General features: G+C 61.8%; 11 protein-coding genes and 1 pseudogene. 5 read left to right on the top strand and 7 right to left on the bottom strand.

What is annotated here, in order from left to right:
- A pseudogene (locus ACI2JH_RS03895) lies at positions 1–329 on the bottom strand (S-adenosylmethionine decarboxylase); the annotation flags it as partial.
- A gap of 149 nt (positions 330–478) precedes the next feature.
- Here ACI2JH_RS03895 and crp point away from each other — a divergent pair.
- Together crp and ACI2JH_RS03885 are read left to right on the top strand one after the other, a co-directional pair.
- On the top strand, positions 479–1,168 hold the full coding sequence (gene crp / locus ACI2JH_RS03890) for a cAMP-activated global transcriptional regulator CRP (RefSeq protein ID WP_042614302.1): 690 nt from the start codon (positions 479–481) through the stop codon (positions 1,166–1,168).
- A 162-nt stretch (positions 1,169–1,330) separates the two neighbouring features.
- Complete coding sequence (locus ACI2JH_RS03885) at positions 1,331–2,092, top strand: sulfite exporter TauE/SafE family protein (RefSeq protein ID WP_319274307.1); 762 nt, start codon at positions 1,331–1,333, stop codon at positions 2,090–2,092.
- 345 nt (positions 2,093–2,437) lie between these two features.
- On the opposite strand, the gene ACI2JH_RS03880 is transcribed toward ACI2JH_RS03885, so the two are convergent.
- Genes ACI2JH_RS03880 through ACI2JH_RS03865 form a run of 4 tightly spaced genes read right to left on the bottom strand, consistent with a single transcriptional unit; the run spans position 2,438 to position 5,640 of the window.
- Entirely contained in the window at positions 2,438–3,154 is a 717-nt protein-coding gene (locus tag ACI2JH_RS03880; RefSeq protein WP_101099316.1) for a haloacid dehalogenase-like hydrolase, read from the bottom strand.
- Entirely contained in the window at positions 3,151–3,945 is a 795-nt protein-coding gene (trpC, locus tag ACI2JH_RS03875) for an indole-3-glycerol phosphate synthase TrpC (protein ID WP_101099315.1), read from the bottom strand. Before trpC ends, ACI2JH_RS03880 begins: the two co-directional genes overlap by 4 nt.
- A gap of 56 nt (positions 3,946–4,001) precedes the next feature.
- Complete coding sequence (gene trpD, locus ACI2JH_RS03870; protein ID WP_101099314.1) at positions 4,002–5,033, bottom strand: anthranilate phosphoribosyltransferase; 1,032 nt, start codon at positions 5,031–5,033, stop codon at positions 4,002–4,004.
- A 28-nt stretch (positions 5,034–5,061) separates the two neighbouring features.
- On the bottom strand, positions 5,062–5,640 hold the full coding sequence (locus tag ACI2JH_RS03865; RefSeq protein WP_404735493.1) for an anthranilate synthase component II: 579 nt from the start codon (positions 5,638–5,640) through the stop codon (positions 5,062–5,064).
- Positions 5,641–5,645: 5 nt separating this feature from the next.
- Here ACI2JH_RS03865 and ACI2JH_RS03860 point away from each other — a divergent pair, with 5 nt between their 5' ends.
- Positions 5,646–6,185: a LysR substrate-binding domain-containing protein gene (locus ACI2JH_RS03860; RefSeq protein WP_282274958.1), complete on the top strand. Its 540-nt coding sequence runs from the start codon at positions 5,646–5,648 to the stop codon at positions 6,183–6,185.
- Positions 6,186–6,336: 151 nt separating this feature from the next.
- Here ACI2JH_RS03860 and ACI2JH_RS03855 read toward each other — a convergent pair whose 3' ends face one another.
- Together ACI2JH_RS03855 and ACI2JH_RS03850 are read right to left on the bottom strand one after the other, a co-directional pair.
- Positions 6,337–8,241, bottom strand: coding sequence for a UvrD-helicase domain-containing protein (locus ACI2JH_RS03855; RefSeq protein WP_282274956.1), 1,905 nt, complete (start codon positions 8,239–8,241; stop codon positions 6,337–6,339).
- Between the two features lie 3 nt (positions 8,242–8,244).
- Positions 8,245–10,242 carry an ATP-dependent endonuclease gene (locus ACI2JH_RS03850; RefSeq protein ID WP_282274955.1) on the bottom strand — a complete coding sequence of 666 codons (1,998 nt, stop codon included), beginning with the start codon at positions 10,240–10,242 and terminating at the stop codon, positions 8,245–8,247.
- A 233-nt stretch (positions 10,243–10,475) separates the two neighbouring features.
- Here ACI2JH_RS03850 and ACI2JH_RS03845 point away from each other — a divergent pair, with 233 nt between their 5' ends.
- A complete protein-coding gene (locus ACI2JH_RS03845; protein ID WP_282274954.1) occupies positions 10,476–10,775 on the top strand; it encodes a transposase in 300 nt (99 codons plus the stop codon).
- Between the two features lie 229 nt (positions 10,776–11,004).
- Positions 11,005–11,973 carry a hypothetical protein gene (locus tag ACI2JH_RS03840; protein ID WP_404735492.1) on the top strand — a complete coding sequence of 323 codons (969 nt, stop codon included), beginning with the start codon at positions 11,005–11,007 and terminating at the stop codon, positions 11,971–11,973.
- Positions 11,974–11,991: the final 18 nt, after the last annotated feature.

The following is an 11,991-nucleotide window of genomic DNA, read 5'->3' as shown; positions in this document are numbered from 1 at the left end:
ATGTGCGCGACCACGGCATCGGAGATCAACTCCTTGCCGGCCTGCTTCTTGTCGATCACCGGTTCTTCGGAGATCAGGATCGTCACCGAGGCACCCTGCGGATCGTAATCCTGGCGCGCGATGTTGAGGATGTTCGCACCGATGATCTCGGCGACGTCCGTGAGAATCTGAGTCAGCCTGTCGGCGTTGTACTCTTCATCGATGTAGTCGATGTAACGCTGACGCTCCTCTTCGGTGCGGGCGTAACAGACGTCATAGATGTTGAAGCTCAGCGCCTTGGTGAGGTTGTTGAAACCTTGCAACCTCAGGCGAGGCAACGGCTTGACCACGGGCGGCGATCCTGTAAGAGCGGGGAAAGGATCAATTATGAGGCAATTGTTCCCCGAGGGGGGACCTGAACGGGCTGCCGTGAACGGCTAATTGTTTGCTCTTAACATTTGCGCTCCGCTAAGCTGCTCTCCACCCCGTGAATCCGTTCATGCGCAGAGGGAGCGCCACCATCGTGTCAACCGTGCGCCTTGCTACCAGTCCTTTGGCTTTGGACATCGCTACCATCGACCGCTTCCTGGCCCACAGCCACCGGCGTCGCTACCCTGCCCGAACCGATGTGTTCCGTCCCGGTGACCCGGCCGGGACCCTGTACTACGTGATCAGTGGGTCGGTTTCAATAATTGCTGAAGAGGACGAGGAGCGCGAGCTGGTGCTCGGCTACTTCGGCACCGGCGAGTTCGTTGGTGAAATGGGCCTGTTCGTGGAATCGGACCGCCGCGAGGTCATCCTGCGCACCCGGACCGCCTGCGAGCTGGCCGAGATCAGCTACGAACGCCTGCACCAGCTGTTCCTGGGCCCGCTGTCCAACGATGCGCCGCGCCTGCTGTACGCGCTGGGCCAGCAGATATCCAAGCGCCTGCTCGATACCAGCCGCAAGGCCAGCCGCCTGGCCTTCCTGGACGTGACCGACCGGATCGTGCGCACCCTGCATGACCTGGCCGAAGAACCGGAGGCCATGACCCACCCGCAAGGCAGCCAGCTGCGGGTATCCCGGCAGGAACTGGCGCGGCTGGTCGGCTGCTCGCGCGAGATGGCCGGCCGGGTGCTGAAGAAGCTGCAGGTGGACGGCCTGCTGCATGCCCGCGGCAAGACCGTGGTGCTGTACGGCACGCGCTGAAGGTCTCCTAGCGGGTGACGTTGCCCCAGGCGGGTGACGCTGCCCCTGGTGGGTGACCTGCCCCTGGGTGACCCCTGCCCCTGGTGGGTGACGACCGTTGGTCGTCACTGCGTCACCCCCGCCGTCACCTGCCGGTGCACGGTAGTCCTGCAGGATGATGTGATGGAGCTGAGCAGCGAATTCTGGTGGTTCATCCTGATCGGCCTCGGCGCGCAGCTGGTCGACGGCGCGTTGGGCATGGCGTTCGGGCTGGTGTCGTCTTCGGTGCTGCTCAGCATGGGCCTGCCACCGGCACAGGTCAGCGCCAGCGTCCACACCGCCGAAGTCTTCACCACCGGCGCGTCGGGGGTTTCCCACCTGATGGCCGGCAACGTGGACCGCGGATTGTTCGTCCGCCTGGCCATACCCGGCGCGATCGGCGGGGCGGTCGGCGCATACGGACTCACCCAGCTGCCTGGCGACATCATCCGGCCATTGATTTATCTGTACCTGCTGGTGCTCGCCATCGTCATTCTGTTGCGCGCGGCCGGTCGGATGATGCCCAAGGGCGACATCAAGCGCGTACCGCTGTTGGGTGCCGTCGCAGGCTTCCTGGATGCCAGCGGCGGTGGCGGCTGGGGGCCGGTGGCCACCTCCACGCTGTTGGCACGCGGCGGCCAGGCGCGGACCACCATCGGCACCGTCAATGCGGCAGAGTTCGTGGTGACGCTGACGGTCTCGGCGACCTTCCTGCTGTCGATGGGGCTGCAGCACCTGCAGATCGTCGCCGGCCTGCTGATCGGCGGCATGATGGCTGCCCCGTTGGCCGCAGTGCTGGTGAAGCGGGTCAAGGAACGCTGGGTGCTGGTCGCGGTAGGCGTGCTGGTGCTGGCGATCAGCCTGTACCAGATCGGCCACACCCTGTTCGGCCTGCTGGAGCGGTAGCGCCGAAGGCAGCGGCGGCAGCAACGGCGTGACGACCAACGGTCGTCACCCACCACAGCAGAAGCTGGCGGCCAGCGGCCGTCACTACCGGATGCAGCGGCCTGCCTCGGTAGCGCCGAGCCGTGCTCGGTGAGCGCAGCGGCAGGGCCCGTGACGACCAACGGTCGTCACCCACCACAGCAGAGGCTGACGGCCAGCGGCCGTCACTACCGGATGCAGCGGCCTGCCTCGGTAGCGCCGAGCCGTGCTCGGTGAGCGCAGCGGCAGGGCCTGTGACGACCAACGGTCGTCACCCACCACAGCAGAAGCTGACGGCCAGCGGCCGTCACTACCGGGCCCGCGGCCTCAGGCTTTTTCTCCGCCGCGGTCTTCGCAGCCCCAGTTGAGGATGCGCGTACCTTCGGGCAACACGCGACGGAAGAAGTCCACGCTGCCACGCTTGGGATTGACCACCACCGGTGCCTTGGCCGCCACCAGCAGCGGCAGGTCGGCGGTGCTGTCGGAGTAGGCCACATCGATGTTGCCGTAGCCACGCTCGCGCAGCATGCGCATCTTCTCTTCGTTGTGGCAGTGGCGGGTGGCGCCGACGGCGCCGAAGCGCGGCCCGACTTCACTGCCGATCACCGGCACGTCCACGTGCGCGACGAAGGCCAGGATCGCCCGCGCCAGCTCAGGCGGCGCGCCGGTGGCGACCACCACGCGGTCGCCCTTGGCGCGGTGCGCGGCGAACACCTCCAGCGCCTGCGGCAGCAGTTTCGCGCGCAGTGTCGGTTCGTGCTTCAGCACATAGGCATCGATGACGCGGTTGAACTCGCGTGCGCGGTGCATGCCGAAGGTGGCGATCCAAACGTAGATCGAAATGCCGGCGCGGCGGGTGGGCAGCATCGCCACCAGCGGCCCGGCGATCGGCGTCACCAGCAGCGCAGCCAGCAACCGCAACGGATTGCGCTTGATCAGAGTGGCGAACAGATGGCTGCCGGAATCGCCGTCATACAGGGTGTGGTCGAAATCGAACACCACCAGCGGCGCATTGTCCTGCGGGGTTGGATAGATCGTGCTCATGCAGCGAAGAATAGCTGACGCAGGCCCTCGCCCGGCTCCTCCACCCGCATGAACGCTTCGCCCACCAGGAACGCGTTGATCCCGGCATCACGCATCAGGCCGACGTCCTGCGGCCCCAGGATGCCGCTTTCGGTCACCAGAAGGCGGTCCTTCGGCACTGCGCTGCGCATGTCCAGCGTGGTCTGCAGCGACACCTCGAAGGTGCGCAGGTTGCGGTTGTTGATGCCGATCATCGGCGCCGGCACCTGCAGCGCGCGCTCAAGCTCATCGATGTCGTGCACTTCCACCAGCACGTCCATGCCCAGGCTGATCGCCAGTTCGGACAGCTCCGCCAGCTGGGTGTCTTCCAGCGCGGCGACGATCAACAGGATGCAGTCGGCGCCCAGCACGCGCGCTTCGACCACCTGGTACGGGTCGACCACGAAGTCCTTGCGCAGCACCGGCAGTGTGCAGGCTTCACGTGCCTGCTGCAGGTAGGCATCGCTGCCCTGGAAGAAGTCCACGTCGGTCAGTACGGACAGGCAGCTGGCTCCGCCGAATTCATAACTGACCGCGATATCGGCCGGATGGAAGTCCGGACGGATCACGCCCTTGGAGGGACTGGCCTTCTTGACCTCGGCGATCACCGCCGGGTCGCCGTTGGTGATCGCTGCCTGCAACGCACGCACGAACCCGCGCACTGGCGGCGCATCGGCCAGCCGGGCCTGCAGCTGTTCCAGCGGCACGGCGGCGCGGCGCTGGGCCACTTCTTCGGCCTTGCGGGCCAGGATCGTCTGCAGGATGTCGCTCATGGTGTTCACACGAAAAAGGGGACGGAGGGAGTCAAGTCGGTTCCAGCGTTGCCGCCTCAGCCTGCCAGCACGCGGGTGATGTCGACGTACTGTTGCAGGCGCGCGCGGGCGCTGCCATCGGCGATCGCGGCGCGGGCACGCGCCAGGCCATCGGCGATGTCGCTGGCCACGTCGGCCACGTACAGGGCCGCACCCGCGTTCAGCGCCACGATGTCCAGCGCCGGGCCGGGCTCGTTGTCCAGCACCGCACGCAGCATCGCGATGGACTGTTCCGGGCCGTCCACGCGCAGGTTGCGGCTGGCGGACATGGCGATGCCGAAGTCTTCCGGATGGATCTCGTACTCGCGGACCGTGCCATCGCGCAGCTCACCGACCAAGGTGCCGGCACCGAGCGAGATCTCATCCATGTTGTCGCGGCCCCACACCACCATCGCGCGCTCGGTGCCCAGCTCGCGCAGCACGCGCGCCTGGATGCCGACCAGGTCCGGATGGAACACGCCCATCAGCACCGACGGTGCGCTGGCGGGGTTGGTCAGCGGGCCGAGGATGTTGAAGATGGTGCGCACGCCCATCTCGCGCCGCACCGGCGCCACGACCTTCATCGCCGGGTGGTGGATGGGTGCGAACATGAAGCCCACGCCGGTCTGTTCGATGGCCTGGGCCACCTGCGCCGGTTGCAGTTCGATCACCGCGCCCAGTGCTTCCACCGCATCGGCGCTGCCGGACTTGGACGACACGCTGCGGTTGCCGTGCTTGGCCACGCGCGCGCCCGCAGCGGCGGCCACGAACATCGAACAGGTGGAGATGTTGAAGGTGTGCGAGCCATCGCCACCGGTGCCCACGATATCGACCATGTGGCGGGTATCGGTGACCGGCACCGGCAGCGCGAACTCGCGCATCACGGTCGCGGCGGCGGCGATCTCATCCACCGTTTCCTTCTTGACCCGCAGCCCGGTCAGGATCGCGGCGGTCATCATCGGCGACACATCGCCGCGCATGATCTGCCGCATCAGGTCGACCATCTCTTCGAAGAAGATCTCTCGGTGTTCGATGGTGCGTTGCAGGGCTTCCTGGGGGGAGAAGCGCATCGTTGGACTCCTGGGGTGGGCGTGCAGTTCAGCGCTGCAGGAAGTTGCGCAGCAGCGCGTGGCCGTGCTCGGTAAGGATGGATTCGGGATGGAACTGCACGCCTTCCACCGGATGTTCACGATGGCGCAGGCCCATGATTTCCTCCACCGAACCGTCCTCGTTCTCGGTCCAGGCGGTGACCTCCAGGCAAGCCGGCAGCCGCGTCTTGTCCACCACCAGCGAGTGGTAGCGGGTGGCCTGGTAGCGATCGGGCAGGCCGGCGAACACGCCCTTGCCTTCATGGCGGATCGGCGAGGTCTTGCCGTGCATGATGTTGCCCGCACGGATCACCGTGCCGCCGTACACCTGGCCGATCCCCTGGTGGCCCAGGCAGACGCCGAGGATCGGCGTGGTCGGGCCCAGCCGCTGGATCAGTTCCAGCGAAATGCCGGCCTCGTTGGGCGTGCATGGGCCGGGCGAAATCACGATGCGTTCGGGCTTGTGCGCGGCGATCTCATCGACCGTCATCGCATCGTTGCGCACCACCTTGACCTCGGCACCCAGCGTCTGCAGGTACTGCACGAGGTTGTAGGTGAAGCTGTCGTAGTTGTCGATCATCAGCAGCATTAACGATGCATCCAATTGATTTTAAAGGCCAAGAATCCTCAGTTTCCGGATACGTACCCGCTTGGATACCCGCAATTTCTTCTGATACCCGCGCTGCCGTCAGGAAGCTACACGCGGGTTCATCTTCTCATGACCTTTCGTCGGCGGCAGCCTCCGCGCAAGACACAGCGTATCTGGCAGTGCACGTCGCTCCGGACACACGGGCCGACCTCGTGAACCACCAGTGCATCAACCGGCGGCTGCCATCACTCGGCGGTTTTCCGGCATTGGAATTCGTGCGCAACGGCCGAGCCACGCGCACGCGCGTGTCGGGACGTCTGGCGTTCAACCGTCCGGAGCTGATTCTCGAAGCCGCGGTGGCGGGGCATGGTCTCGCGGATCTGCTGCGGTCGCAGTCCCCGCCGATGCTGGCGTCGGGCGGAATCGTCAGCGTGCTGGACGCCTGGCGCCCCGTCATGCCGGGCTATCACCTGTACTTCCCGAAGAGCCGGCAGGTTACGCCGGCCTTGAAGGTGATTATCCAAGCCCTGAAGTTCCGAGCTTGAACTTTGAACGGCGCCGAGTGCGGTTCGCTAGAGTTGCTCAACTAAGCTCCGACCACGTTGGAAACGTGGTCAACACCTCTGTACATCCGCTATCGGCCGAAAGCGGTCCTTACCGCCTACAACCACACACTGCAACTCGACTCGCGCTTGATCAGTCACCATTGAACTTCTTGACCCCCGCCGCCTCCAAGAGTCCATACAGCGTCGCGATTACTCGCTTGCCCCCCCGTCTTGCGCAGTAGGTAAAGAGGACGCGTTGCTTCGCGCGTGTGAAAGCAACGAAGAAGCCAGCAGTCGCTTCGTACTGGTCTTTCGTAAAGCTCCACCAAGCCCCGTCATCCAAGCCTACGAATATTACCGTGTGGTACTCAAGGCCCTTGCTCTTGTGGATTGTCATCAACGGTACTGCATGAGCACCCTCGTAGCTATCGAGTGCGGCGGACCAATCTGCCACTTGTGCTGACGACGCCAAGAGGTGCTCCGATACAGACTCGATCACCTCTTCAAGCCAACCTCCATGTCCGTACGCGGGATAGGCGGCGATCAATTTCGCACGCCCCACAAAGTCGAGAATGGAGTCGACGAGGCGGCGAGCTTCTGTCTCGGATGTTGGCGGCCGCGGATTCTGCATCTTAAGATTGATCGCGTACTGGTCGAGCTCGCGAGTCACTTTGGCTTGGCCTCTCTCATCCTCTACTTGCACACCGTGCAGTGAGAGCAGAGCAGCTTGACACGCCGTCCAGCTCTTTCCTGATCGTTTGGAGCAAGCTAAACGTAGTATCTGGAATACGATCTCCGAAACTGGGTCAGATATCAGGTCCTGCAGCGGGACCTTTCCCACCTTGTCCGCTTCGTTGCGCAGAGGAATGCCTGCAAGGGCAAATGCGGGTCCGAGAACTTCTGCATACTCGGCTGCCTTCTGTCGGACAAGCACGACAAAATCGCGTGGAGTCAGGTTGTGAAGCTGCATCTGACTTGAAACTGTGGCCGCTAGCTTCGAAGCTTCGAGCTCTGGCGTTGAGAAGTTCAGAACAGCGCAGCTTTGACCGGAAACACTGCCGGCGGTCTTCGAAACTGGTGCAACCGCACGATCATCCAATGCTTTAGCCAACACATGCTGGATACGGACAAGATCTGGCGATGACCGGTAGTTGTTGTAAAGCGGCGTTCTAAGCGCGGAGAAATCCTGCTCGAACACGTCGAAAGGGTCGTCCATAGCCATCGCCCATCGCATGATCTGCTGCTTGTTGTCACCAACGGCAGTAATCACTGCTTCGGAGCCAGAGAAGATGGTGTGGACAAGGTCGTACTGAATCTGCGTGGTGTCCTGGAACTCATCCAGAAACAGGTGCGAATAGGTAAGTTTGAGAGCGTCTCGGATGATCGGGTTCGTGCGCAACATCAGCTCAACGAGCCTCCCGATCATCGGAAACGAAAGGAAGGTCTTAGGCCGCTGGTGAAGCGCACGCTGCCACACGCAATCGGCCGCCCACTGCTGCGGCGTAGGGCTGATCCATCCGTCCACGGGCAATGGCGATCCAACCAGATGCCGCCTTTCGAATGTCTCAGCGGAGATCGCCTGGATGTCGGCATAGGTGCCTACGATAGGCGGCGGCGGGCCAATCTCCCGACCAAGAAAATCCCGATAGTCTCTCGGCGTTGGGAAAACAATCTCGAAGTCTGACCGCGGCCTCCACCGAGTAGGTAGAGATTGACCGAAGCGATCAAGCAGTCCCTTGGCAAAGGCGTCGAATGTCATCGAATCCAGGCGCTCAGCATGCGCACGATGACAACGTTTGCGCACTCGAGCCGCAAGATTGGAGGCTGCGTCTCGCTTGAAGCTGATGGCGAGGATCCGCCTCGGAGAAGGCGACACCCCGGTTTGCAATAAATACGCGGCGCGCTGCGCGAGGAGCTCAGTCTTCCCCGCACCAGGACCGGCGATAACAGAGCGATTGTTGTCCGATCGAACAACATCCAAGGCATTCGGCTCCAGGGCTTCAACGCCTGTTGGCTGCCAAGAATCTGGGGCGATCCGTCGAGCTGAGATCTGCACGACTCAGTCCTTCTTCAAGGACTTGGCGATGTGCTTGAGCAGATCCTTCAGTACAGGAGGCATCTCACATTGAGCCTCTGCCTTTTTGATGTGAGTCAACGCAGCCAGATGTGTCGCAGGCTTGCTGTTCGTCAGAAAGTGGTAGCGATATGCAGGAAACATGTGCGGGTACACCTTGTAGTCCCCGCCGTACGACGCAATTCCACTACCAGCTACACCTAGAACAACTTCCGTTGCCTTCTCTACGGTCAGCTCGGGACCGCCCCCTGGAGGGATGATGGCTTCATAAGCTGTTGGAAATGCCTGCAGCATTGCAAGGTCGAGATCGAGCGGCGCTGAGTAGTACACACCGAACTGCTTCAGGTGATCGATCCACCCATCCAGGTACTGCTCATCCCATCCGTGCATGGCTGCGAGGTCTGAGTCGCTCAGCACCCCTCCGCTCGCTGCGAGAAGGATGGGCTTGGGAGCCCCGATGCCAATCAACTGCTGGATGGCTGTCTTCACGCGACCAAACCCACCTCCACCCCTTCCCAAGTCCAGGTCCAGAAGGGTCGCATATGGGATGCCAAGCTCGCTAAGCAGTCGCCAGAAATGGTGCACGTGACGGCCGCCTAAGGGAACGATCGCGACAAATGCAGGATCAATCAGCAGGTCGAGAGCATCGGCCAGAATTGGCAGAACAATCCGCTCTGAATCCCCTTCTACAAGCAGCACGAATCGAGCAAAGTAGAGTTCGGGGTAGGCAAGCATGGCGCCGCGAACGAATTTGCCCGCCTCATCACTTTTGGGAGGCAGCGTTATCCTCTTGATCGTGGAAGTGCGAGTGAGTGGTGTGTACCGACAGTAGCGAACTTCGTGGGGCTTCACGCGACTCAACACACCGGGCGAGTGGCTTGTGATAACTACCTGTGCGCTTCGCTCATCCGTCAACGAGCGCACCTGCTCGATGATTCTCGCCAAGTAATACGGCGACAGATGATTCTCTGGTTCTTCAAGGGCAAAGATCGTGAGCGATGGGCTGCGGAGCGAGTCATGTCGAAATCCTATGACCGTGCCTTGCACGATTTCGCGTTCGAGGTCGAACACGGCGGCCGCGAGGGCGAAGTAGAACAGGGATCTCTGCCCATCACTCAGTGCATCGAGGCCGCGTTCATGGCCGTCAGGCCCGAGCTGGAAGATGACGGCAATCTTGTTGACGACCTCCTCGAACCGCCGACTTACGAGGCTAAGTTTGGGCTTCTGGTCGACATCGTCATCATGAAGGCTGGACCAGCGCTTCTGTATCGCCTTGCCAATCGCGGCGATCGCAGTCTCATCCTCGAACGCCGTGGCTAAATTCGTTGTCGTTTCTCGGACGGCTTCTTCAGTCTCGTCTGACCACTCGATTGCACGAAGCAGACGCGATGCGAGCGCGCCGGTCGTCGCCTTGATCTGGGCCGTCGCATCTCGACTGGCTGGTGTGTAGTAAAGCTGGATCAACCCACGATCCAATGCCGACAACGGGTGGCGTTTGTCTACGGCCGGGACCGGATCGAGCGTCTCAACCCAGACCAGCTCCTGCGTCACCTCGCCCTCGACTGTGCCGTCGTCTTCCCAGTTCGCTTCGAGACGTATGCGGCACACCGGATGCTCATCTTTCCGCTCAACGAGCATGTGTCGAAACGTCGGAGCGATGGTTTCTGGGGTCGCAGTACCGTCTATCAGCTCTGGCAGACCGATAAGGACGTCGATGAAGAGGGTTCTCTTCTCTCGATCATCTGGATTGCTTCCGGCACCCAGATGGAAGTCTGAGAGCTGGATGGTGCGCTGAGCGCGAGTGACGCCGAAAAGCTTCGTCAGGGCTTGCAGAAAGGCAGTCTTGCCAGCTCCATTAGTTCCTACGATAGCGGTAATCTCAGGAGAGATCGCCACCTTGGTCGGCTCTGGGCCGAAGCAACGAAAGCCAGCGATGGTTACGGATTCAATGCGCATTTCTTCCTCCCTGATTTCATGGATCAATCGAACTCCGCTTCGGCATTGAGTCCAAGTGGCCGGCTGATCGCGATCGCCCCTCCCGCTCCTGCAGCACTTCGTATCTGCAGTCGCTCCAGCCCGTTAGAGTTCGGGCTGGAAAGTACGCGCTCGCACAATCATAGTGCTGGAACTACGCACCTGAACATGGGGACGAGGGGGTTCTGCCCCGATTTCACTGACACATCCACCAAGGCTCACACTGAGCGAAAGGAGTGTCTATGTCGAAGCGCAAGCGTTCCAGCCCCGAGTACAAACGGGAGCTCGTCGACCTGGTGCGGCGGTCGAATTCCAGCTGCCGTCAGATCGCACTGGAGGTCGGCGTCAATCCGAACATGCTCACCCGCTGGGTGCGCGAGGCAGATGCTGAGGGCGGCAAGTCGTTCCCGGGCGGCGGGATGCCCCGGGATGAAGAAGTGGCCAGGCTCAAGCGCGAGTTGTCGAGGGTGACCAGGGAGCGGGATTTTTTAGGAGACGCGGCAGCGTACTTCGCGAAGCAGTCACCGAACGGTACAGGGTGATTGATCGCTGCCAAATCGACTATCCCGTCGGGATGATGTGCCGCTGTCTCGAAGTCTCAACAAGTGGATTCTATGGCTGGCTCAGCCGCAGGCCGGGCCCAAGGGCGCGTGCGAATGTGCGTGTGGTCCACAACCCGCGCATGCGCCGTAGAGTGGCGAGGCGGAATCAATCCTTTTCAGCCTTAATCAAACCGTCCGTCGAAACGGGGTAGAACCCGGAGGATCACTGATGAGCAGTAAGCAGTTCCCCATCCACCCCACCTCAGTGCGCTTCGTCAAACTCGGACGCCAAGGGTCATGGGAGCACGAGTGCATCGATGAGAAGCAGATCCTGCGCTTCGGTTTCGAGTCAGGGCACTTGGGACAGTTGGAGGAGATGCGCCAAGGCAACTGGGAGAAGATCCGTGAGGATTGGCTCAAGGGTGGCAAGACCGATGCCAGTGGAGAGTGGAAGCCACACAGCAAGAAGACTGCCACCACAGCTACCAATTCCTTGCGTGCGTACTTCGAGGACGACGGCACCACCCTTTGGGTGACGTTTCACAGAAGCAATCTGTACTGGTGCTTCTTGGAACCGGGCGAAGCTGTGCCTGTCGGTGATGAGCGCCAGTCCAGTTACCGCAAGGTTAAAGGGAAGTGGTCCTGTCTCGACGCCAACAGACTGACGCTATCGCGCAGTACGCTGCCCGGCACGGTCAATGTGGTGAGCATGTTCCAAGGCACCACGTGCCTTGTCGGCGCAGCAGATCACTTGTTGCGTCGGATCAATGGCGAGCGCTCTGTTCAAGGCCTGAAGGTGGAAGAGGCGCGTGATCACCTCGTTGGAGAAGTGCGCGGCCTCATCCGTGAACTTCAGTGGCAGGACTTTGAGATCTTGGCCGATCTGCTGCTGTCGGCAGGAGGGTGGAGGCGCACCGATCGGCTAGGCGGGAATGAGAAGACGGTGGATCTCACCCTTGAGCTGCCCCTCACAGGCGAGAAGGCGTTCGCACAGGTTAAAGCGGACTCCAACCAAGCCACGCTCAACACCTACATCGAAGCCGCAAACGATCGAAATCAGTTGATGTTCTTTGTGCACAACAGTGATGTGGAACTGATATCGCTTGACGCTAGCGTGCGTGTGCTCGGACGCACTGAAGTGTCCAAACTGATCGTGAAGTTCGGGTTGGTGGACTGGCTGATCGACAAGACGCGCTAACCAACAAATCAAGGACGA

It is taken from the genome of Stenotrophomonas sp. NPDC078853 (assembly GCF_044901215.1).
Classification (GTDB): domain Bacteria; phylum Pseudomonadota; class Gammaproteobacteria; order Xanthomonadales; family Xanthomonadaceae; genus Stenotrophomonas; species Stenotrophomonas lacuserhaii.
This window is presented reverse-complemented; position numbering and strand designations above follow the sequence as displayed.

Coding starts and splice junctions, on each gene's coding strand:
- ACI2JH_RS03880 (WP_101099316.1), bottom strand. CDS start 3,154: ATGAGCACGATCTATCCAACCCCGCAGGACAATGCGCCGCTGGTGGTG.
- ACI2JH_RS03845 (WP_282274954.1), top strand. CDS start 10,476: ATGTCGAAGCGCAAGCGTTCCAGCCCCGAGTACAAACGGGAGCTCGTC.
- ACI2JH_RS03865 (WP_404735493.1), bottom strand. CDS start 5,640: ATGCTGCTGATGATCGACAACTACGACAGCTTCACCTACAACCTCGTG.
- trpD (WP_101099314.1), bottom strand. CDS start 5,033: ATGCGCTTCTCCCCCCAGGAAGCCCTGCAACGCACCATCGAACACCGA.
- ACI2JH_RS03885 (WP_319274307.1), top strand. CDS start 1,331: ATGGAGCTGAGCAGCGAATTCTGGTGGTTCATCCTGATCGGCCTCGGC.
- crp (WP_042614302.1), top strand. CDS start 479: ATGCGCAGAGGGAGCGCCACCATCGTGTCAACCGTGCGCCTTGCTACC.
- trpC (WP_101099315.1), bottom strand. CDS start 3,945: ATGAGCGACATCCTGCAGACGATCCTGGCCCGCAAGGCCGAAGAAGTG.
- ACI2JH_RS03840 (WP_404735492.1), top strand. CDS start 11,005: ATGAGCAGTAAGCAGTTCCCCATCCACCCCACCTCAGTGCGCTTCGTC.
- ACI2JH_RS03860 (WP_282274958.1), top strand. CDS start 5,646: ATGCATCCAATTGATTTTAAAGGCCAAGAATCCTCAGTTTCCGGATAC.